The sequence below is a fragment of the Streptomyces sp. NPDC005775 genome (assembly GCF_042871565.1).
In the GTDB taxonomy this organism is placed as follows: Bacteria; Actinomycetota; Actinomycetes; order Streptomycetales; family Streptomycetaceae; genus Streptomyces.
On sequence record NZ_JBIAIU010000020.1, the window covers coordinates 61,015 to 81,922 of the forward strand.

Below are 20,908 nucleotides of genomic sequence, written 5' to 3' on the forward strand. Positions count from 1 at the left end.
GGCCGGGCCGACTACCTCTCGTCACGGGGTGCAGAGCACGACGCTCAGCGAGCTGTACTCACAGACGAGCAGGCTGATCTGGCTGCCCGTGGCCACGTCGCCGTACGCCTCGTCGGCGGGGGTGTCCATCGTCTGAAGGTCGAGAAGCGCCATGATGGTGTCCTTTCGTGGGGACGGTCGTGTTCATTTACTGACGACCCCGGATGGGGCCGGTTCGGGGGCCGCGGAGCGCGGCGGGGCAGGCCGCAACGGCGGCAGGAACGGCAGCGACGCGGTGGTGTCCGCGAAGGCGCTGCCGAGAGCGAGGAGGCAGCCGGCCGTGCCGGTCGCCAGGTCCATCGAGAGCCGCATCAACTGCTCGCCGGGGAAGGCTAGTTCGCCCTTGTACGGCATCGCGTGGCAGCTCAGGAGTTCGGCGTGCCGGTGGATGACGCGCCGTCGGTCGGTCCGGTCTCCGGTCCGGGTCCGGGCCAGCTGGAGGATGAGTCCGGCCACTCCCCTGAACAGGCCCGGCTGCACGTAGAAGGCGGACCGGGAGGCGGGCATCAGGGATGCCCGTGCCTTCTCCAGTTCCTCGTCCGGCCGAAGCGCCAGGTAGTCGTCGATGACCGTCGCGAGGCCGGCGCTGCCCGCCCCGAGATACGGCATCGTGCGGGTGCCCTCCACCACCAGCAGGGTTCCGTCGGCTCCTTCCTGGCAGCGGGCCAGGTCGCGGCGCAGGGCCGTGGCGGCCAGGTCGAGAAGTTGCCGGTCGCCGGTCGTCCCGTACCTGCGCAGGAGCAGCAGCGCCAGTCCGGCCGCGCCGTACAGCAGTCCCGTGCGGTGGGCGGGTCCACCGTCGGTGAGGGCGTGGACGGCGAGCGAGGTGCACTCGTCGGCGGCGCGGGAGAGGGCGATGCCGTCGGTCGCGGTCGCGTTGCGGGCGAGGTCGTCGAGAGCGAGCGCGATGCCCGCGTAGCCGCTGTGCAGGTCGGCGGTGAGGCCTTGCAGGGGTTGCCGCACGACGATCCGGGCGAGCTCCGCGGCCTGCTCCCGGTGGCCCAGTCGGTCCAGGGTCCAGGCGATGCCGGTCAGCCCGTCGTAGAAGCCGAGGGGGGTGCCGGGTGCGGGGTCCTTGGCCCGCGCGAGCAGCCACTGTTCGGCCTGCGGGCACGGCGGGGCACCGGTTTCGTGGAGCGCGTAGAGCACCCCGGCGGCCCCGTAACCGAAGGACTGTCCGCCGGCCGGTGAGGCGAACTGGGCGATGTCACCGGGGAAGCAGCGGTCCTCTCGCTCCGGGGTGCAGGACGCGATGATGGCCCGGGCCATCGAGTCGCGGCTGCGCGGCCAGTCCCCGGGCGCCGGCAGCGACGGCCCGTCCGGCGTGACGCGTACGCCTGTCACCTGCGCGGGGACCGTGCGCCGCCGCGCGGAGCCATCCTCGTCCGCGACCTCGCGGAGGATCTCCACGACGGCCGGTCGCAGTTCGGCATCGGTCACCGGGAAGATGCGGGTGATCTCCTGGGCCAGCCGTACGGCCTTGCGCCGGTCGATGGCGAAGTGCGTGGTCAGCGGTAGGTACAGGGCGAGGCGCAGGCAGGCGAGCGCGTAGCGGTCGATGTCCGCGCCGCGCCGGTCGGAGGGGGCCACGAACGCCGGGTTGGCGACGATCTGCCGGGCTTGATCCCGCGTTCTGGATGCGGCCTCGAAGTCCAGCAGCACCACCCGGGACTCGTCCTCGGAGACCATGATGTTGCTCATGTGGAGGTCGCTGATGACGACGCCTCGTTCGTGGACGGCACGCACAGCACCCTCGACGAGGGCGTACATCTTTTGCGCCCAGGCCGCGTGTTCGGCGATCGCCTCCGGTGCCGGCTCCTCCAGGGACAGGGGGAAGCGTCGGGCGAAGACGGAGTTGAGGGTGGCGCCGGACACGTGTTGGAGGACGAGGAAGCGGTGCTCCCCGACATCGATCACGTCCCTGACGTCCGGGACGCACTCCAGACCCGCCAGCATGTCCAGGGCGGCCCGTTCACGCTCCAGCCTCGCCACCGCGTCGGCCCCGTCCGCCGCCAGGCCGGCGTACGGACGCGCCTCCTTGAGCACGACGCGCTCGCCGGTCCGGGTGTCCCGGCCGACGTAGACGCCTCCGCCGTTGGAGAAGTGCAGCGCGCCCTCGACCCGGTAGGGCACGTCGGTCAGCCCGACGGCCCTGCGCGCCTCCAGGTGCGGCAGAAGGAAGGGAGGCGGCGTCACCCAGCCGGGGATGCTCAGGGCCGGACCCCGGGCGTCGGGAACAAGCCTGCCCCCCGGCTCGGCGACGGCGGGTACGAGGCGACCGTCGGGCCCGGGGCAGAAGCGCGGCGCGAATGCTCCGTACCGCACGTACACCGGCCCCTCACCACAGCGCAGATCACTGAGGATGTACGGCCCGTGCTCCCCCGCGAGGAGGTCCATCAGCCCCTGGCAGACCTCGGGGAACTGCTCCTCGGAGTGCGGATAGACCGTGATGAACTTGCCGCTGCCGGCCCGGTCCGCGTACTTCGCGTTGCGCAGATGCAACAGGGCGGGTCCGGGGACGCACTTGAACGGCAGCCGACGCGCCACACAGAAGGCGGCCACTCGGCCCAGCACGGACTCCGCGTTGTCGAGTGCGGCCGACACGTGAATCTTCCAGCCCTGCGCCGGCACCCGTATCCCGGGCGGGCTGAAGGAGAGCCAGTCGCCGCGCCGCGAACGCTCCCATCCGTCGGGGCCGGCACCGCGGGCGGGGCCGTAGAGGGCCCCCTCGGCGCCGGGACCGGCGGCGGAGCGGTGCGGCGCGTCGTAGAAGACACGGTCCGCCTCGCAGTACGTGGCGTACTCCGGATTCACGCACAACTCCCTGTCCAGGCGACGTTGTCGGCATGAACGAAGGTGTCACGAGGCCCTTGGGCGCGACAGTCACCGCTGTCATGACTCGTTCATGCGGATCGACCGTGCACGTCGCATCTGCACTTCTCACAGGGACCGGTGCGGGGGCGGCACCGCCGGTGCCGAGGGGCACCCTTGCGAGCACCCATCGGCACAGGCCGGCACATGGAAGAGGGGGGCGGGGGCCCATCGGCCCACCGCCCCCCTCACCGCTGTGCGGGAGTTACTGCACGACCGTGATCCGGTCCGTGGCCGGCGGGGCCAGCGGCGCCGAGGCCGTGGAGTGCGCCGCCAGGTAGGCGTTGAACAGGTCCAGGTCCGAGGCGCCGACCAGCTTGTTGGTGCCCGCGCCGAGGGCCGCGAAGCCGTCGCCGCCGCCCGCCAGGAACTCGTTCATCGCGACCCGGTACGACGCGGCCGGATCGATCGCCTCACCGTTCAGGCGGATCGTGTCGGCGACCACGCGGTCCGCACCGGCCTTCGTCATGTCCAGGGTGTAGGTGAGGCCCTTCGAGATCTGGAGGATCTTCGGGCTGGCCTCGTTCGAGCCGCTGACCTGCTGTTGGAGCGCGGCCACCAGCTGCGCACCGGTCAGGTCGACGACGTTCATCATGTTGGTGAACGGCTGCACGGTGAACGACTCGCCGTACGTCACGACGCCGTCGCCCTCACTGCCCGACGCCGTGTACACCAGGTCGGCACGGATGCCGCCCGGGTTCATGAACGCCACGACCGCCCCGCCCTTGTCCGCCGGGGCCAGACCCTCCAGCTGCGCGTCGGCGATCAGGTTGCCGAGCGGCTTCTCGGGGGCCGTGGAACCGCGGCCGTTGATGTCGGCCGAGATGAACCCCTGCGGCCGGTTGGCGATCGGCGCCGCGAGGGTGTTCCAGCGGGCGATCAGGGCCGTCATGTCGGTGGCCTTGGCCTGGTCCCGGGTGACGATGTGGTTCGCCGAGACCGGGTTCGCGGGCGCCGGGTGCTTCGGGGAAGTCTTCGCCGAGCCCTTCACCGCGGTGCGCACGATGTCCTTGGTGCGGCGGTCGTACGTGAGCGTCGTGTCCGTGTACAGCTTGCCGAACGACGAGGCCGAGGTGACCAGCCGCGGGTTGCCCGCCGGGTCCGGGATCGTGCAGACGTACGCCTGGTGGGTGTGGCCCGTCACCAGGGCGTCGACCTTCGGCGAGATGCCCTTGGCGATGTCGGTGATCGGTCCGGAGATCCCGTCACCGGCGGCGGGGCTGTCGCAGTCGTAGTTGTACGAGGACGAGGCCGGGGCGCCGCCCTCGTGGATCAGCGCGACGATGGACTTCACGCCCTGCCGGTCCAGCTCCTTGGCGTACTTGTTGACCGTCTCGATCTCGTCGTGGAACTTCAGGCCCTTGACGCCGTTGGCCGTCACGATGTTCGGCGTGCCCTCCAGGGTCACCCCGATGAAGCCGATCTTGACGCCGTTCTTCTTCCACACCGTGTACGGCTTGAGGATCGGCTTGCCGGTCTTCTCGTCCGTCACGTTCGCGGCGAGGTACGGGAAGTCGGCACCCTTGAACTTCTTGCCCTTCTCGTAGCACCCCTCGACCGGGTGGCAGCCACCGTTCTGGAGGCGGGCCAGCTCGGTGGCGCCCTCGTCGAACTCGTGGTTGCCGACAGTCGTCACATCGAGGTCGATCTTGTTGAGCGCCTCGATGGTCGGCTCGTCGTGGAAGAGGCCCGACAGCAGCGGACTCGCGCCGACCATGTCGCCGCCGGCCGCGGTGATCGAGTACGGGTGGCCCTTGCGCGCGGCACGCAGCGAGGAGGCGAGGTACTCCACGCCCCCGGCCGGGACGGCCTTCGTCGTGCCGTCGGCCTGCTTCTCGGTGACCGAGCCGGCCGAGCCGGCGGGCGGCTCCAGGTTGCCGTGCAGGTCGTTGAAGGACAGCAGCTGCACGTCGACGGTCCGGGCCGGCGTGTGGTGGCCGTGCCCCTTGCCGTGGCCCTGGGCACCGGCCGGCATGGCGGCGACCAGTGCTCCGACGGTGGCCAGACCGGCTGCGGCGGCGAGCACCCGCCGGGACGCGCGGTTCTTCTGCGGTGTCGCTGACATCGGACCCCTTGTGAGTTCAGCGGGTGGTGTGAGGGTGGTGACAAGTCTGGAGACTGCGTGCCGCAGCCTAGAGTCAACGCGCGTAGCGCGACAGATGTTTGGGGTTACGAATAGGTTGCCGCCCGAGCGGAAGGGGGCGATTCGCCCATTTCCCCAGTACGGGGTTCTGTGCCTCGGGGTTCCGTCCTCAATCGCCGGACGGGCTTGGTTTGTGGGTGGGGGTCCGGGGTCCCTCCGGGGCGTCTCCTCAAACGACGAACGTTCGGCGGGTACGCGATGGACCCGGGTATCTGTTCGTCGTCCTGCGGGGACTCCCCTGCACGCCCCCGAACCCGCCCGCCGTGAGTCTGCACCAATCGTCCCACCGGCGTGCAGACGCAGGAGCGACCGGGTGGGGGCGTGCAGGGCAGTCCCCGCAGAAAATGGCGTACGACCCGGGTACCTGCTCGTCGTCGGGCGCACACGCCATTTTTGAGGAGTCTGCCCGGAGGGACCCCACCCCCACCCGCCGGGCAGAAGCGCCCCCGCACCCCGCGGAGCACCCGCACAAAACCAGCCCGTCCGGCGCTTGAGGACGGAACCCCGAGCACGGGGACCGCCGCAGGACACAGAACCCCCGCCCCCGCCGTACGCTCGTCCCCATGACGACTGACGTACCCCTCCCCGCCCCCGGACGCGAGATCCAGACGCTCGACACCCTCTCCCCCGACCAGGCCGCCGCCGTCTCCGAGCTCCTCGCCGAGGCCGCGCAGTCCGACGGCCGGCAAGCCGTGTCCGAGCAGGGGCGGCTGCAGTTGCGGGGCGGGCACCGGGAAGGCGTGCGGCACTTCCTGTTGACCGCCGGCGGCACGCTGGTCGGGTACGCGCAGCTGGAGGACACCGACCCCGTCGAGGCCCCGGCCGCCGAGCTGGTCGTGCACCCCTCGCACCGCGGGCACGGGCACGGACGGGCACTCGGGGCGGCGCTGCTCGCGGCCACCGGCAAGCGGCTGCGGGTCTGGGCGCACGGCGGGAAGTCCGCGGCACGCCACCTCGCGCAGGTGCTCGGCCTCTCGCTCTTCCGCGAACTGCGCCAGCTGCGTCGTCCGTTGAGCCCGCTGAACATCGCGGAGCCCGCGCTGCCGCCCGGCGTCACCGTCCGCACCTTCGTGCCGGGCGAGGACGACGCCGCCTGGCTCGCCGTGAACAGCGCCGCGTTCGCCCACCACCCCGAGCAGGGCTCGCTGACCCAGCGCGACCTCGACGACCGCAAGGCCGAGGCCTGGTTCGACCCGAAGGGGTTCTTCCTCGCCGAGCGCGGAACGGACGACGGCGGATCCGAGCTGATCGGCTTCCACTGGACGAAGGTGCACGCCGACGAGCAGCTGGGCGAGGTGTACGTGGTCGGCATCCGGCCCGACGCGCAGGGGGGCGGCCTGGGCAAGGCGCTCACCGCGATCGGGCTGCGCCACCTCGCCTCCGAGGGCCTGCCCACCGCGATGCTCTACGTCGACGCGGACAACACCGCGGCCGTGGCCGTCTACGAGCGGATGGGCTTCACCACCCACGAGACCGACCTGATGTACCGCACGGAGTCCTGAGCCGCCGTCAGTCTCCTCAGGGGCGGCGTCGCTTGACGCCGCCCCTGTTTTACGCCACCCTTTCACTACTCAATTAGTGAAAGGGGTGAACATGGCACAGTCCGCAGCGGTCGAGTTCCGCATCGACCGGCGCAGCGGCGTCGCCACGTACCTCCAGATCGTCCAGCAGACCAAACAGGCCTTGCGGCTGGGACTGCTGGAGCCCGGCGACCGGCTGCCCACCGCACGCGAGGTCGTGGAGGCCACCGCCATCAACCCGAACACCGTGCTGAAGGCCTACCGGGAGCTGGAGCGCGAGGGCCTCGTCGAGGCGCGGCGCGGACTCGGCACCTTCGTCACCCGGGCCCTCGGCGGCGCGGCGGCGGCCGACGACGCCCCACTGCGCGCCGAACTCGCCGACTGGGCCCGTCGGGCCCGTACCGCCGGCCTGGAGAGGGACGACGTGAGCGCGCTCTTCACCGCCGTACTGGACAAGACTTTCGAGGGGGACCAGACCGGATGACAGGCGCTGCGATCGAGGCCGACGGCCTCGGCATGAAGTACCGGAGCAGGGGCGGGAGCTGGGCGCTGCGTGACTGCTCGTTCCGGTTGCCCGCGGGGCGCGTCTGCGCCCTCGTCGGCCCCAACGGTGCGGGCAAGTCCACCCTGCTGGGCATCGCGGCAGGCTTCCTGCGGCCGGCCGAGGGAACGGTACGGGTACTGGGCGGAACACCCGGCGACGCCCGGAGCCGGATGGCGTTCGTGGCCCAGGACAAGCCCCTGTACCCGCAGTTGACGGTCACCGAGACCCTGTGGGCGGGCGCCGAACTGAACCCGGCGACCTGGGACCAGGGCACCGCCGAACGCATCACCGCGCCGCTCCCCGCGGACGCGAAGGTCCGCACGCTCTCCGGCGGGCAGCGCACCCGGCTCGCCCTGGCCCTCGCGCTGGGCAAGCGCCCCGAACTGCTGCTGCTCGACGAGCCGATGGCCGACCTCGACCCGCTCGGGCGGCACCAGCTGATGGGCGCCCTGATGGCCGACGCCGCCGAGCACGGCACCACCATCGTGATGTCCTCCCACATCCTCAGCGAGTTGGAGGGCGCCTGCGACTACCTCCTGCTCGTCGACGGCGGCCGGATCCGCCTCGGCGGCGAGACGGACGACCTGCTGGTCGCCCACGCCCTGCTCACCGGCCCGGTACGGGACCTCGCCCCGCACACCGTCGTCGAGTCCCGCACCACGGGCCGGCGGCTGACCGCACTCGTCCGGAAGGAGGGCCCGGTGGACACCGCGGCCTGGGAGAGTTCCGAACCGTCCCTGGAGGAGCTGCTGCTGGCACATCTGCGCTCTCCCGACGCGCCCGCGCTGCTCACTCCCAGCGCGGAGTCCCGGGCCCGTGAGGCGGTGGACGCGGCATGAGCTCCCTCGCCCTGCGCGGCCCCGCCCGCGTCGTCGTCCTCCAGCACCGCCGCGTCCTGTGGATCACGGGAGCGCTCGCGCTCGCCGGGATTGTCCTACTGACCGCGTCCATGTGGTGGAACTCCGGCACGGCGGACACGTACGCGGACACCGGGTGTTCCTACATGGACACCTCCCCACGCTGCCAGACAGCGTTCCAGGACATGCTCGACCACCAGGCGTGGCTCAGGGACGTGCTGCGGTACGCGGGCGTCGCCATGATGGTCCTGCCCGCGGCCATCGGCCTGTTCGTCGCCGGGCCCCTGATCGGCCGGGAGCTGGAGAGCGGCACCTACCGGCTGGCCTGGTCGCAGTCCGTCTCCCCCGCCCGCTGGCTCCTCGCCAAGCTCACCGTTCCGGCGGCGATCGCGGTGGTGGGGGTGCCGGTGCTCTCGGCCGTCTGCGTCTGGGGCCGGACATCCCCCGACACCGACCGCCTGGCCTGGTACGACACGAGCGCGTATGCCGCGATGGGCACCCTGCCCACGGCCTCGGCCCTGCTCGCCATCGCGCTCGGCGCACTCGTCGCGCTGCTGGTACGCCGCACGCTCCTCGCCATGGGCATCACGGCCCTGGTCTACGGGGCTGTGACGGTCACGCTCGGCGCCGTACGCAGCAGCCTGTGGACGGTCAGCACGGTCATCACGCCGCTGAACGCCCCGGGTCGCCAGCCGGCCGACAGCCTGTGGGTCGACGGAGGCCTGATGGCAGGGGACGAGCGGCTGCCCGGCGACCTCTGTGACCCGGGCCCCGTGTCCGACATGGACCGCTGCCTGGCCGACCACCACGTCACCGGCACGTACGTCGACTACCACCCCGCAGCTCACTTCTGGCCGCTCCAGCTGGTCGGAACCGGCATCCTCCTCGTCCTCACCGCCGCCGCCGTCGCCCTCGCCTTCCGCGTCCTGCGCCGCCGCCACGCCTGAGGGACCGGCCGTGTCCGGGGGTCTCGCGGACTCCCGGACACGGCCACACCGCTTCCTGCACGTCATGTCGCCGTTACCGGGCATTCAGACGGCCTTGCGACCCTCTCAGGATGCAGCCAGCTGTGCCGACCCCCCGCAACGGGAGAAATCCCGGCGGAGAGCGCGCCGACCACGCGATCTCCGCGATCTCACCCCTCTCCGACGCGCCCCCGGAGCACTCCACGCGGAACAATGGGCTCATGAGCCAGCAGCCCAGCTCCGAGGTCCCGGTCCAGCCCACCGCCCAGCCGTCCGTCGGCTCCCTCGCCGCACACCGGCCGCACGCCGTCGCCACCCCCTCGTCCTCCCACACCCTGTCCACCGCGGCCGACCTCGATCCGGACATCGATGCCGACGTCGACGCGTACGAACCCGATGTCGACGGGGACGAACTGCCGCAGGGCCGGTTCCTCGACCGTGAACGCAGTTGGCTCGCGTTCAACGAACGTGTTCTGGAACTGGCCGAGGACCCGGCGACACCGCTCCTCGAACGGGCTAATTTCCTCGCCATCTTCGCCTCGAACCTGGACGAGTTCTTCATGGTCCGGGTGGCCGGCCTCAAGCGCCGCATAGCGACCGGTGTCGCCACCCGGTCCGCCTCCGGCCTCCAGCCCCGCGAGGTCCTCGACCTGATCTGGACCCGCTCGCGCGAACTCATGGCCCGGCACGCTGCCTGCTACCAGCAGGACATCTCACCCGCCCTCTCCGACGAGGGCATCCAGCTGATCCGCTGGCCGGAGCTGACCGAGAAGGAGCAGGCCCGCCTGTTCACCTTCTTCCGTCAGCGCGTCTTCCCCGTGCTGACGCCCCTGGCCGTCGACCCGGCACACCCCTTCCCGTACATCTCCGGCCTCTCGCTCAACCTCGCCGTCGTCGTACGCAACCCGGTCAGCGGCCACCGCCACTTCGCCCGGGTCAAGGTGCCGCCGCTGCTGACCCGCTTCCTGGAGGCCTCGCCGCAGCGCTACGTCCCCATCGAGGACGTCATCGCCGCCCACCTGGAGGAGCTCTTCCCGGGGATGGAGGTCCTCGCGCACCACATGTTCCGGGTCACCAGGAACGAGGACCTGGAGGTCGAGGAGGACGACGCGGAGAACCTCCTCCAGGCCCTGGAGAAGGAGCTCATGCGGCGCCGCTTCGGCCCGCCGGTCCGCCTGGAGGTCGAGGAGTCCATCGACCCGTACGTGCTGGACCTGCTGGTCCGCGAGCTGAAGGTGTCCGACGCCGAGGTCTACCCGCTGCCCGGGCCGCTCGACCTCACCGGGCTGTTCGGCATAGCGTCGCTGGACCGGCCCGAGCTGAAGTACCCCAAGTTCATCGCCGGCACGCACCGCGACCTCGCCGAGGTCGAGTCCGCCTCCGCACCCGACATCTTCGCCGCCCTGCGCGAACGCGACGTGCTGCTGCACCACCCGTACGACTCCTTCTCCACCTCCGTCCAGGCCTTCCTGGAACAGGCGGCCGGCGACCCGGACGTCCTCGCGATCAAGCAGACGCTGTACCGGACCTCCGGGGACTCCCCCATAGTCGACGCCCTGATCGACGCCGCCGAGTCCGGCAAGCAGGTCCTCGTACTCGTCGAGATCAAGGCCCGCTTCGACGAGCAGGCCAACATCAAATGGGCGCGCAAGCTGGAGGAGGCGGGCTGCCACGTCGTCTACGGGCTCGTCGGCCTGAAGACGCACTGCAAGCTCTCGCTCGTCGTCCGCCAGGAGGGCGACACCCTGCGCCGCTACTCGCACGTCGGCACGGGCAACTACCACCCCAAGACGGCCCGGCTCTACGAGGACCTCGGCCTGCTCACCGCCGACCCCCAGGTCGGCGCGGACCTCTCCGACCTCTTCAACCGGCTCTCCGGCTACTCGCGCCGCGAGACCTACCGCCGCCTGCTCGTCGCCCCGAAGTCGCTGCGCGACGGGCTGATCGTCCGGATCAACAAGGAGATCGCGAACCAGCGGGCCGGCCGGCCCGCCTACGTACGCATCAAGGTCAACTCGATGGTCGACGAAGCGATCATCGACGCCTGCTACCGGGCCGCGCAGGCCGGTGTCCCGGTCGACATCTGGGTCCGCGGCATCTGCGCGATCCGCCCCGGTGTCACCGGCCTCTCCGAGAACATCCGGGTGCGCTCCGTCCTCGGCCGATTCCTCGAACACTCCCGGGTCTTCTCGTTCGGCAACGGCGGCGAGCCCGAGGTCTGGTTCGGCAGCGCCGACATGATGCACCGCAACCTCGACCGTCGCATCGAGGCCCTGGTCCGGGTCACCGACCCCGCCCACCGGGCCGCACTCAGCCGGCTCCTGGAGACCGGCATGGCCGACACCACCTCCTCCTGGCACCTGGGGCCCGACGGGAACTGGACCCGGCACGCCACGGACGCGGAGGGCCGGCCACTGCGTCACGTACAGGAAATGCTCATTGACGCCCGGAGGCGCCGGCGTGCGACGCCCTGACCACCAGACACAGGCGGACGTGACCGCGGGGGCGGTGCTCGCGCCATATCTGCGGGCCCAGGCCGCGGACTTCCTGCGCAGCCTTCGTCTGCACCGCGAGAACAGCGCCCCCACGGACGCCGGACCCCAGGCCGCCGAGCAGGCCGCCGGGGCCCTGCGCCGTTCGTCCCGCCGCATCAGCGGCACCCTGCACACCTTCCGGGCGGCGCTCGACCCCCTCTGGGCCGAGCAGCTGCGGACCGAGCTGGCCTGGCTGTCCGGCACGCTCGCACGGGAACGCGCGTACGCGGACCGGCTGAGCCGGCTCCTCGAAGCGCTGCACGGGCTGTCGGGGGCGCCCCTGCCGGCGGCCCGTGCCGAGGCCGGCGCCACCACCCTCGTCGTCGACAAGGAGCGCGCCGTCCTCGGCGTCGGCGCGGCGCGCGCCGGCGCACTGCTGGAACGGCAGCTGACCCTCGCCCGGACCCGCGCGCACTCCGCGGCGCTCCAGGCGCTCGGCTCCTCGCGCTTCCACGCCGTGGCCGACGCCGTCGCGCTGCTCGCCTCCGAGGTCCCGCTGTCCGCCGAGGCGGCCGAACCCGCCGGCGAACTGCTGCGCGAGCCCGCCGACCGGGCGGAACAACGGCTGCTCGGCGCCGTCGCGGCGCTCCCGCCGTACGAGGCGGCCGAGCCGTACAACGAGGCGCACGACGCGCCCTGGCACCAGACCCGGCTGCTGCTGCGCCTGCACCGGTACGCCCGGGAGGTGGTGCGGGGCGCCCCCGATCCGGTCCTGGCCGGCGCCGGGCACGCCCTCGATCTGCACCGGGACGCGGCGGAGGCGGCCGCGGCGGCCTCCGCGGCCGCCCGCACCCCCCGTATCGCGCCGACGACGGCGTACGCCCTGGGGGTGCTCCACGCCGACCAGCGCCACGAGGTGGAGGCGGCGCGGTCCGCCTTCCGGCAGAGCTGGCCGTACGCGACGACGGCCGCGGCGATCCGGCCATGACCCGGGCGGTGGGCGGCACGGTGCGGGCGGCGGGCTGCGTGCTGTGGCGCCGCCCGCCCGCGTCCCCGGGCGGAGGTGTGGAGCTCTGCCTCGTACACCGGCCGCGATATGACGACTGGTCGTTCCCGAAGGGGAAGCTGAAGCGCGACGAGTCGCCGCGGGACGCGGCCCTGCGCGAGGTCCTGGAGGAGACGGGGCACCACTGCGTGCCGGGGGCCGTGCTGCCCATGGTCCGGTACGTCGCGAACGGCCGGCCGAAAGAGGTCACGTACTGGTCCGCCGAGGCCACCGCGGGCGCCTTCGTGCCGAACAGCGAGGTGGACGACGTGCTGTGGCTCGGCCCGGCCGCCGCACGCACCCGCCTGACGCAGCCCCGCGACCGCGACCTGCTGGACGCGGCCCTGCGCACCCTGCCGGACGCGTAGCCGGATCCTCCCGCGTGCCCGGCCGGACTCCGGCTGCCCCTGGGCGGGCGCTCGTGTGGAGGCGGCCCGGTCCCGGGCGGCGGTTCCGTCCTCGAAGGCCGGACGGGCCGGGGTGCGTACACCGGAACCAGGCCGCCCGACACGGTTCACCTCCCGTTCACCCACCCTCGCAAGCCGCTTCACCTGTTCTGCCTAATTTCGGCAGTGCACGGTGCGAGGAACACACCGCACCGGACAGGACTTCCGCTCCACCCATTACCTCGCACGCCGTCGTAGACCGAAACCACCACGGCGGCTCCTGGAAGGAACACCCGAAAGTGAAGCTTCAGCGCAAGAACCGGCTTCGTGCCACCGCGCTCGGTGCCCTCGCCGTCTCCGGCGCCCTGGTCCTCACGGCGTGCGGTTCGGACAACAACAGCGGCGGCGACACGGGCGGGAGCGGCGGTCAGACCAAGGCCGCGTCGAACGTCAAGTGCGACGGCGCCAAGGGCCAGCTGCGCGCCTCCGGGTCCAGCGCCCAGAAGAACGCCATGGACCTCTGGGTCAAGGAGTACATGGCCGCCTGCTCCGGTGTGGAGATCAACTACAACTCCTCCTCGTCCGGCGAGGGCATCGTCGCCTTCAACCAGGGCACCGTCGGCTTCGCCGGCTCCGACTCGGCGCTGAAGCCCGAGGAGGTCGCCGACTCGAAGAAGATCTGCAAGACCGGCCAGGGCATCAACCTCCCGATGGTCGGCGGCCCGATCGCGGTCGGCTTCCACCTCGACGGCGTCGACAGCCTCACGCTGGACGCCCCCACCCTCGCCAAGATCTTCGACACGAAGATCAAGAAGTGGAACGACGAGGCCATCGCCAAGCTGAACCCGGGCGCCAAGCTCCCGGACAAGGCGATCCAGCCCTTCCACCGCTCCGAGGACTCCGGCACCACCCAGAACCTCGGCAAGTACCTCGGCGCCGCGGCCCCGAGCGACTGGAAGTACGAGGCCGAGAAGAAGTGGCCGGCCCCCGGTGGCCAGGCCGCGTCCGGCTCCTCCGGTGTCGCCACCCAGGTGAAGCAGGTCGACGGCTCGATCGGTTACTTCGAGCTCTCGTACGCCGCCTCCCAGAAGATCACCACGGTCGACATCAACACCGGCGGTGCCGCCCCGGTCAAGGCCTCCTCGGAGAACGCCTCCAAGGCCATCGCCGCCGCCAAGGTCAAGGGCACCGGCAAGGACCTGGCGCTCAGCCTCGACTACACCACCAAGGCCGAGGGCGCGTACCCGCTGGTCCTGGTGACGTACGAGGTCGTCTGCGACACCGGCAACAAGGCCGACACCCTCGGCACCGTGAAGTCCTTCCTGACCTACACCGCCTCCGCGGACGGCCAGAAGCTCCTCACCGAGGCCGGCTACGCCCCGATCCCCGACGCGATCAACGCCAAGGTCCGCGAGACGGTCGCCGGCCTCTCGTAACCCGCACACCCCGCACAGCGAAGACGCACACCGCACGACGCAACAGGCGGGCCCGGTCCGGCGCACCCCTCCGGACCGGCCCCGCCACCCGACCCATCCGGTGCACCGCCGCCAGGGGAGCCCCAGAGGGACTCCCCCACACAGACCGGAAAGACCATGGTTTCCACCACTCAGACCGAAATCCCACCGGCCCCGCCGGGCAGGCGCACCCGCGCCGGCTCCACCGGCCGCGCCGGTGACAAGATCTTCCTGGGACTCTCCCGCGGCTCCGGCATCCTGCTGCTCGTGCTCATGGCGTCGATCGCCGTGTTCCTCAGCTACCGCGCCGCGATCGCCATCTCCAAGGACGAAGGCAACTTCTTCACGACCTTCGACTGGAACCCGGCGGGCGACCCGCCCGTCTTCGGCATCGCCGTCCTGCTCTTCGGGACCGTCGTCAGCTCGATCATCGCGATGGTCATCGCGGTTCCGATCGCTGTCGGCATCGCCCTGTTCATCTCGCACTACGCGCCCCGCAAGCTCGCCGGCCTGATCGCGTACGTCATCGACCTGCTCGCCGCGGTGCCCAGCATCGTCTACGGCATCTGGGGCGCGCTCGTCCTCGTGCCGTACCTCGAGGGCCTGAACCTCTGGCTCGACCAGTTCTTCGGCTGGACCTACCTGTTCGAGAAGACCGAGATCGGCGTCGCCCGCTCGCTCTTCACCGTCGGCATCCTGCTCGCGATCATGATCCTGCCGATCGTGACCAGCGTCAGCCGCGAGGTCTTCCTCCAGGTCCCGAGGATGAACGAGGAGGCCGCGCTCGCACTGGGCGCCACCCGCTGGGAGGTCATCCGCCTCTCGGTGCTGCCGTTCGGCCGCTCCGGCGTGATCTCCGCCTCGATGCTGGGTCTGGGCCGCGCGCTCGGCGAGACGATGGCCGTCGCCACGGTCCTGTCGCCGAGCTTCCTCATCTCGCTGCACGTGCTCAACCCGGGCGGCGGGACGTTCGCCCAGAACATCGCCGCGAAGTTCGGCGAGGCCGACGCGTTCGGGCGCGACGCCCTGATCGCCTCCGGCCTCGTCCTCTTCGTCCTCACCCTGCTGGTCAACGGCGCCGCGCGGCTCATCATCGCCCGCCGCAAGGAGTACTCGGGGGCCAACGCATGAGCCACGCATCCACGAGCGTCCAGGAACGCCCGGCGCCCGTACCTCCCACCCCGGTGGGCAGCCTCAGCAGCCGGACCCTGCCCCGCCTCGCCCCGCTCGGCTTCGCGGTCGTCTCGATCGCCCTCGGCACCGGCATCGGCGCGGCCGCCGGCTGGCACAGCCGCGTCCAGTGGGGCCTGCTCTCCGCGCTGCTCTTCCTGACGATCTCGTACGTCGCCACCACCATCGTGGAGAACAAGCGCCAGGCCAAGGACCGCCTGGCCACCAGCCTCGTCTGGGTCTGCTTCCTGATCGCCGTCGTCCCGCTGGCCTCCCTGCTCTGGACGACCATCAGCCGCGGCTCGGAGCGCCTGGACGGCTACTTCCTGACCCACTCGATGGCCGGTGTCCTCGGGGCCGAGGCCAGCGGCGGCGTCTACCACGCCCTGATCGGCACCCTGGAACAGGTCGGCATCGCCACCCTGATCTCCGCCCCGCTCGGCCTGCTCACCGCGGTCTACCTGGTGGAGTACGGCAAGGGCGCGCTGGCCAGGGCCGTCACCTTCTTCGTCGACGTGATGACCGGCATCCCGTCCATCGTCGCCGGCCTCTTCATCCTCTCGATCATGCTGATCGCGGGTCTTGAGCCCTCCGGCCTGATGGGCGCCCTGGCCCTGACCATCCTGATGATCCCGGTCGTGGTCCGCTCCACCGAGGAGATGCTGAAGCTCGTACCGAACGAGCTCCGCGAGGCCTCCCTCGCCCTCGGCATCCCGAAGTGGCGCACCATCCTGAAGGTGGTCCTGCCGACCGCGATCGGCGGCATCGCCACCGGCGTCATGCTCGCCATCGCGCGCATCGCGGGCGAGACCGCGCCGATCATCCTGCTGGTCTTCGGCAGCCAGCTGATCAACCCGAACCCCTTCGAAGGCGCCCAGTCGTCACTGCCGTTCTACATCTACGAGCAGTACAAGATCGGCGAGGCCGCGTCCTACGACCGCGCCTGGGCAGCGGCCCTGGTCCTGATCGCCTTCGTCATGATCCTCAACCTGGTGGCCCGCGGCATCGCCCGCTGGAAGGCCCCCAAGACCGGCCGATAGGGCCAGCAGAAAGCAGTGATTCAGATGGCCAAGCGCATCGACATCAGTGGCCTGTCCGCCTTCTACGGCAGCCACAAGGCGATCGACGACATCTCCATGACCGTGGAGCCCCGCTCCGTGACCGCCTTCATCGGCCCGTCCGGCTGCGGCAAGTCCACCTTCCTGCGCACCCTGAACCGGATGCACGAGGTCACCCCCGGGGGCCGCGTCGAGGGCAAGGTGATGCTGGACGACGAGAACCTGTACGGATCGAACGTCGACCCGGTCACCGTGCGCCGCACGGTCGGCATGGTCTTCCAGCGCCCGAACCCGTTCCCGACCATGTCGATCTTCGACAACGTCGCGGCGGGCCTGCGGCTCAACGGCTCGTACCGCAAGAGCGCCCTGGGCGACATCGTGGAGAAGTCGCTGCGGGGTGCGAACCTCTGGAACGAGGTCAAGGACCGGCTGAACAAGCCCGGCTCCGGCCTCTCCGGCGGCCAGCAGCAGCGCCTGTGCATCGCCCGCGCCATCGCGGTCGAGCCGGACGTCCTGCTGATGGACGAGCCGTGCTCCGCCCTGGACCCGATCTCCACCCTCGCCATCGAGGACCTGATCGGTGAGCTGAAGGAACGCTTCACGATCGTCATCGTGACGCACAACATGCAGCAGGCGGCCCGGGTCTCGGACCGCACGGCGTTCTTCAACCTCGCGGCGGTCGGCATGCCCGGCAAGCTCGTGGAGATCGACGAGACGGCGCGCATCTTCTCCAATCCCTCGGTCCAGGCCACGGAGGACTACATCTCCGGCCGCTTCGGCTGAGGGGCCTCCGCACAGACGGCCTTGGGGTGCTGCATGGCGGTGCCACCACAAGGCGAAGGGTCCGCCCCGCTCTCCATGAGGAGGGCGGGGCGGACCCGTTCGTACGGTGGACAGACCTGCGGTCAGCCGAACAGCAGGAAGACGACCCCGTAGCTCGCCGCGGCGACCAGCGCCGCCGCCGGCATCGTGATGAACCACCCCAGGATGATGTTCTTCGCCACACCCCAGCGCACCGCGTTCACCCGCTTCGTGGCGCCGACACCCATGATCGCCGAGGTGATGACGTGCGTCGTCGAGATCGGCGCGTGGAACAGGAACGCCGAACCGAACATGATCGAGGCCCCCGTCGTCTCCGCGGCGAAGCCCTGCGGCGGGTCCAGCTCGATGATCTTCCGGCCGAGCGTACGCATGATGCGCCAGCCACCGGCGTACGTGCCCAGGGACAGCATCAGCGCGCAGACGAGCTTCACCCAGACCGGGATCGGGTCGCTGTACGTCTCGTGGCCGGAGATGACCAGGGCCATCACCACGATGCCCATCGTCTTCTGCGCGTCCTGCAGACCGTGACCGAGCGCCATGCCGGCGGCCGAGACCGTCTGGGCGATCCGGAAACCGCGCTTGGCCTTGTGCGGGTTGGACTTCCGGAACATCCACATGATGGCGACCATCACCAGGTAGCCGACCACCAGGCCGATCACCGGGGAGATGAACATCGGGATGACGACCTTGTCGAGCACCCCGCCCCAGTGCACCAGCGTCCCGCCGGCGAGCGCCGCACCGACCATTCCGCCGAACAGGGCATGGGAGGACGACGACGGCAGGCCGAAGTACCAGGTGACCAGGTTCCAGATGATCGCGCCGACCAGTGCGGCGAAGAGGATTCCCATCCCCTTGTCGCCCGTGGGCGTCGCGATCAGGCCCTCGCTGACGGTCTTGGCGACCCCGCTGCCGAGGAACGCGCCGGCGAGGTTCATCACCGCCGCCATGGCCAGGGCCGCACGGGGGGTGAGTGCCCGGGTGGAGACCGACGTGGCGATGGCGTTCGCCGAGTCGTGGAAGCCGTTCGTGTACGTGAAGCCGAGCGCGACGCCGATGGTCACGACCAGTACAAAGGTGTCCACGTGGGTCAGGACTCCTTGACCGCGATGGTCTCCACCGTGTTCGCGACGTGCTCGAACGCGTCCGCAGCCTCTTCCAGCACGTCCACGATCTGCTTCAGCTTCAGCACCTCTATGGCGTCGTACTTGCCGTTGAAGAGCTGGGCCAGCAGCTTGCGGTGGATCTGGTCGGCCTGGTTCTCCAGGCGGTTGACCTCGATCCAGTACTCGGTGAGGTTGTCCATGGTCCGCAGGTTCGGCATGGCCGCGGCGGTCAGTTCCGCCGCCCGTGCCAGGACCTCGACCTGCTGCTCGACACCCTTCGGGAGCTCATCGACCTGGTACAGAACGACCAGGTCGACGGCCTCCTCCATGAAGTCCATGATGTCGTCGAGCGAGGAGGCCAGGTTGTAGATGTCCTCGCGGTCGAAGGGCGTGATGAATGAGGAGTTCAGCTGGTGGAAGATCGCGTGGGTGGCATCGTCCCCCGCGTGCTCCGCTGCCCGCATGCGCTCCGCGATCTCGACTCGGGAGGCAGAATCCGCCCCGAGCAGTTCCATGAGGAGTTTCGAGCCCGTGACGATGTTGTCCGCGGATGCGGAGAACATGTCGTAGAAGCTCGTCTCCCTGGGGGTCAGACGAAAGCGCACGTGGGGTCCTCGGGGTGCTTTGGATTCGGTCAGGCTGATGCTAGGCGCATCATCCGGCCACGGCTAACCGGCATTCTTCAGTGTCGCGCATCAGGCACAGTGATCAGCACGGGGCCCCGGTCACGTTTCGGACGAATTCGTTAAGATATACCCACCAGGGGTATATAAACGGCAGGGTAAAGGGAAAACGGGAGGCAGCAATGACCACTACCGAGGCCACCGAGGCGGAGCGCGCGCCGGAATCGGCGGACGGCGCCGGCACGGCCGAAGCCACGGCTCCCGCCGAAGCGATCGTGACCGACCACGACCGCGGGATCCACGGCTACCACCACCAGAAGGCCGAGCACCTCAAGCGCCTGCGCCGCATCGAGGGCCAGATCCGCGGTCTGCAGCGCATGGTCGACGAGGACGTCTACTGCATCGACATACTCACCCAGGTCTCGGCGTCCACCAAGGCGCTCCAGTCCTTCGCGCTCCAGCTGCTGGAGGAGCACCTGCGCCACTGTGTCGCCGACGCCGCGGTCAAGGGCGGCGAGGAGATCGACGCGAAGGTCGAGGAGGCCACCAAGGCCATCGCCCGCCTGCTGCGCACCTGACCACCGGCCCTCGCCCCGGTCCCTGCTCCCGCCCCGTCAACCCCGGTGATCCGCCTGCCGGGGGACGGTGGTGCGCTCCGTGACCACCTTCACATCGAGCACCTCGTCGATACGGTCCACGCTGAGGCGCTCCCCGATCGCCGCCGACGCCGCGATCATCAGTTCACCGCAGAGCTCGATCTCGGCGAGAGCCACATGGTCCGTCACGGTCCGCGGGCTGAGCGTCACCACGTCACTCACCTCTCACTGCCGTCGCCGACTTCTCAGGGTAGGGACCGCGGTACACACCGCGCATGGCACGGACGGACCATTTCGCCGCCCACCAGATGCCTAGGGCGCGTCCGCGGCTCCCTGTCTGCGCCCCTGTTCGATCTCTCCGGTGTAGATGTCGTGCGCGTCCGGCAGCGGTACGGAGACCGCCACGCCGAACCCGTAAAGCAGCGTCGTCGACACCACCTCCCTCGCCGGTCCCCCGTTGGCGAAGCTGAACCGGTGCCGCACCTTGCGCAGTCTGCCCTGCTCGTCCAGGTACGCGTCGAACGGAACCGTGTCCGTACGGAACCCCTCCGCCGCGGCCGTCAGCGCCCCCCTCGAACGAGCCGAGGCCCGCCCCGCGGCCCGACCGATGTCGGTCGTCCCCCGGTAGTGCCGCACGGTCACCCCGGCGAGGTCGGTCTCGCCCACGTACGTCACCGCGCTCACCCCGCCGAGGAGTTCGGCCGCGGCCAGGGGGTCGGTGACCCCGCCGGTCACGAGATTGCCGTCCGCCAGCGTCGTCGTGTCGATCCGGACCCACTTGTCCGCGGGCACCCCGGCACCCCGGTTCATCATGTAGAGGGCGCCGGGGGCCAGCAGTTCCGTGATGGGCCGGTGCTCGTCCACGCCCGCCGCGTCCTGCGGCAGCACGACCTTGAGCCGGCCGGACTGCGTACGGAAGTCGTACGCCCCCTTGCCCCTGATCGTCACCCGGGTACCACCGGCCGCCGTCTCCATCGACGTACTGACCTGCGCGCTCCCGGCCTCGGGCCCGGTCCTCGTCCCCACCAGCACGGTGGCGGCCCGCCGCACCGCTGCGACGGCGCCGGGACCCGACCGGCCGTCGGCCGCGACGGGCCCCCCGCCCCCGCCGTCACCGGCGCACCCGGCGGCCGCCACCATCACGCCCACCACGGCGAGGGCGCGCACAGCGCGCGCCCCGCCTCCGGACCTGTGCTGCTGCACCACCATCGCCTGCCAACCCCCAACGCCGACCGCCT

The 20,908-nt window shown here is 70.7% G+C and carries 19 protein-coding genes; 12 read left to right on the forward strand and 7 right to left on the reverse strand.

The features are described from left to right. Positions 1-21: 21 nt before the first annotated feature. From ACFYPA_RS34075 to ACFYPA_RS34085, 3 genes are all read right to left on the reverse strand, one after another. Complete coding sequence (locus ACFYPA_RS34075; protein WP_359085461.1) at positions 22-153, reverse strand: SapB/AmfS family lanthipeptide; 132 nt, start codon at positions 151-153, stop codon at positions 22-24. A gap of 30 nt (positions 154-183) precedes the next feature. After that, positions 184-2,853: a class III lanthionine synthetase LanKC gene (gene lanKC / locus ACFYPA_RS34080; protein ID WP_359085460.1), complete on the reverse strand. Its 2,670-nt coding sequence runs from the start codon at positions 2,851-2,853 to the stop codon at positions 184-186. Positions 2,854-3,115: 262 nt separating this feature from the next. Continuing rightward, positions 3,116-4,975, reverse strand: coding sequence for a bifunctional metallophosphatase/5'-nucleotidase (locus ACFYPA_RS34085; protein ID WP_389136301.1), 1,860 nt, complete (start codon positions 4,973-4,975; stop codon positions 3,116-3,118). A 641-nt stretch (positions 4,976-5,616) separates the two neighbouring features. Here ACFYPA_RS34085 and mshD point away from each other — a divergent pair. From mshD to pstB, 11 genes are all read left to right on the forward strand, one after another. Then, on the forward strand, positions 5,617-6,555 hold the full coding sequence (gene mshD, locus ACFYPA_RS34090; protein WP_359085458.1) for a mycothiol synthase: 939 nt from the start codon (positions 5,617-5,619) through the stop codon (positions 6,553-6,555). 91 nt (positions 6,556-6,646) lie between these two features. Beyond that, entirely contained in the window at positions 6,647-7,057 is a 411-nt protein-coding gene (locus ACFYPA_RS34095) for a GntR family transcriptional regulator (protein ID WP_359085457.1), read from the forward strand. Beyond that, on the forward strand, positions 7,054-7,956 hold the full coding sequence (locus ACFYPA_RS34100) for an ABC transporter ATP-binding protein (RefSeq protein ID WP_359319421.1): 903 nt from the start codon (positions 7,054-7,056) through the stop codon (positions 7,954-7,956). The genes ACFYPA_RS34095 and ACFYPA_RS34100 overlap by 4 nt, the downstream gene beginning before the upstream one ends. Further along, positions 7,953-8,921 carry a hypothetical protein gene (locus ACFYPA_RS34105; protein ID WP_359085455.1) on the forward strand — a complete coding sequence of 323 codons (969 nt, stop codon included), beginning with the start codon at positions 7,953-7,955 and terminating at the stop codon, positions 8,919-8,921. The genes ACFYPA_RS34100 and ACFYPA_RS34105 overlap by 4 nt, the downstream gene beginning before the upstream one ends. 239 nt (positions 8,922-9,160) lie before the next feature. Beyond that, positions 9,161-11,413 carry an RNA degradosome polyphosphate kinase gene (locus ACFYPA_RS34110; protein ID WP_359085454.1) on the forward strand — a complete coding sequence of 751 codons (2,253 nt, stop codon included), beginning with the start codon at positions 9,161-9,163 and terminating at the stop codon, positions 11,411-11,413. Continuing rightward, positions 11,400-12,401 carry a CHAD domain-containing protein gene (locus ACFYPA_RS34115; protein ID WP_389136306.1) on the forward strand — a complete coding sequence of 334 codons (1,002 nt, stop codon included), beginning with the start codon at positions 11,400-11,402 and terminating at the stop codon, positions 12,399-12,401. Before ACFYPA_RS34110 ends, ACFYPA_RS34115 begins: the two co-directional genes overlap by 14 nt. Beyond that, positions 12,398-12,826 (forward strand): NUDIX hydrolase, encoded by a 429-nt coding sequence (locus tag ACFYPA_RS34120; RefSeq protein ID WP_389136308.1) that lies wholly within the window; start codon positions 12,398-12,400, stop codon positions 12,824-12,826. Before ACFYPA_RS34115 ends, ACFYPA_RS34120 begins: the two co-directional genes overlap by 4 nt. Positions 12,827-13,143: 317 nt before the next feature. Continuing rightward, complete coding sequence (gene pstS, locus ACFYPA_RS34125) at positions 13,144-14,280, forward strand: phosphate ABC transporter substrate-binding protein PstS (protein ID WP_359085452.1); 1,137 nt, start codon at positions 13,144-13,146, stop codon at positions 14,278-14,280. A 156-nt stretch (positions 14,281-14,436) separates the two neighbouring features. Beyond that, complete coding sequence (pstC, locus tag ACFYPA_RS34130; protein ID WP_359085451.1) at positions 14,437-15,429, forward strand: phosphate ABC transporter permease subunit PstC; 993 nt, start codon at positions 14,437-14,439, stop codon at positions 15,427-15,429. Beyond that, positions 15,426-16,508, forward strand: coding sequence for a phosphate ABC transporter permease PstA (pstA, locus tag ACFYPA_RS34135; protein ID WP_389136311.1), 1,083 nt, complete (start codon positions 15,426-15,428; stop codon positions 16,506-16,508). Before pstC ends, pstA begins: the two co-directional genes overlap by 4 nt. A 24-nt stretch (positions 16,509-16,532) precedes the next feature. Next, complete coding sequence (gene pstB / locus ACFYPA_RS34140; protein ID WP_359085449.1) at positions 16,533-17,309, forward strand: phosphate ABC transporter ATP-binding protein PstB; 777 nt, start codon at positions 16,533-16,535, stop codon at positions 17,307-17,309. A gap of 122 nt (positions 17,310-17,431) precedes the next feature. Here the strand turns inward: pstB and ACFYPA_RS34145 are convergent, their stop codons facing one another. Then, the gene (locus ACFYPA_RS34145) at positions 17,432-18,430 is read right to left on the reverse strand and encodes an inorganic phosphate transporter (protein ID WP_359085448.1); all 999 of its coding nucleotides are present in this window, start codon (positions 18,428-18,430) and stop codon (positions 17,432-17,434) included. A gap of 5 nt (positions 18,431-18,435) precedes the next feature. Beyond that, on the reverse strand, positions 18,436-19,056 hold the full coding sequence (locus ACFYPA_RS34150; RefSeq protein ID WP_148019498.1) for a DUF47 domain-containing protein: 621 nt from the start codon (positions 19,054-19,056) through the stop codon (positions 18,436-18,438). 200 nt (positions 19,057-19,256) lie between these two features. On the opposite strand from ACFYPA_RS34150, the gene ACFYPA_RS34155 reads away from it, so the two are divergent. Next, a complete protein-coding gene (locus ACFYPA_RS34155) occupies positions 19,257-19,652 on the forward strand; it encodes a metal-sensitive transcriptional regulator (protein ID WP_359319415.1) in 396 nt (131 codons plus the stop codon). Between the two features lie 36 nt (positions 19,653-19,688). Here ACFYPA_RS34155 and ACFYPA_RS34160 read toward each other — a convergent pair whose 3' ends face one another. Together ACFYPA_RS34160 and ACFYPA_RS34165 are read right to left on the reverse strand one after the other, a co-directional pair. Continuing rightward, positions 19,689-19,883 carry a hypothetical protein gene (locus tag ACFYPA_RS34160; protein WP_359085446.1) on the reverse strand — a complete coding sequence of 65 codons (195 nt, stop codon included), beginning with the start codon at positions 19,881-19,883 and terminating at the stop codon, positions 19,689-19,691. Between the two features lie 99 nt (positions 19,884-19,982). After that, complete coding sequence (locus tag ACFYPA_RS34165; RefSeq protein ID WP_359085445.1) at positions 19,983-20,879, reverse strand: hypothetical protein; 897 nt, start codon at positions 20,877-20,879, stop codon at positions 19,983-19,985. Positions 20,880-20,908 lie beyond the last annotated feature (29 nt).

Coding starts and splice junctions, on each gene's coding strand:
- ACFYPA_RS34075 (WP_359085461.1), bottom strand. CDS start 153: ATGGCGCTTCTCGACCTTCAGACGATGGACACCCCCGCCGACGAGGCG.
- ACFYPA_RS34165 (WP_359085445.1), bottom strand. CDS start 20,879: ATGGTGGTGCAGCAGCACAGGTCCGGAGGCGGGGCGCGCGCTGTGCGC.
- ACFYPA_RS34100 (WP_359319421.1), top strand. CDS start 7,054: ATGACAGGCGCTGCGATCGAGGCCGACGGCCTCGGCATGAAGTACCGG.
- ACFYPA_RS34095 (WP_359085457.1), top strand. CDS start 6,647: ATGGCACAGTCCGCAGCGGTCGAGTTCCGCATCGACCGGCGCAGCGGC.
- mshD (WP_359085458.1), top strand. CDS start 5,617: ATGACGACTGACGTACCCCTCCCCGCCCCCGGACGCGAGATCCAGACG.
- ACFYPA_RS34110 (WP_359085454.1), top strand. CDS start 9,161: ATGAGCCAGCAGCCCAGCTCCGAGGTCCCGGTCCAGCCCACCGCCCAG.
- pstA (WP_389136311.1), top strand. CDS start 15,426: ATGAGCCACGCATCCACGAGCGTCCAGGAACGCCCGGCGCCCGTACCT.
- ACFYPA_RS34105 (WP_359085455.1), top strand. CDS start 7,953: ATGAGCTCCCTCGCCCTGCGCGGCCCCGCCCGCGTCGTCGTCCTCCAG.
- ACFYPA_RS34120 (WP_389136308.1), top strand. CDS start 12,398: ATGACCCGGGCGGTGGGCGGCACGGTGCGGGCGGCGGGCTGCGTGCTG.
- pstC (WP_359085451.1), top strand. CDS start 14,437: ATGGTTTCCACCACTCAGACCGAAATCCCACCGGCCCCGCCGGGCAGG.
- ACFYPA_RS34155 (WP_359319415.1), top strand. CDS start 19,257: ATGACCACTACCGAGGCCACCGAGGCGGAGCGCGCGCCGGAATCGGCG.
- ACFYPA_RS34085 (WP_389136301.1), bottom strand. CDS start 4,975: ATGTCAGCGACACCGCAGAAGAACCGCGCGTCCCGGCGGGTGCTCGCC.
- pstB (WP_359085449.1), top strand. CDS start 16,533: ATGGCCAAGCGCATCGACATCAGTGGCCTGTCCGCCTTCTACGGCAGC.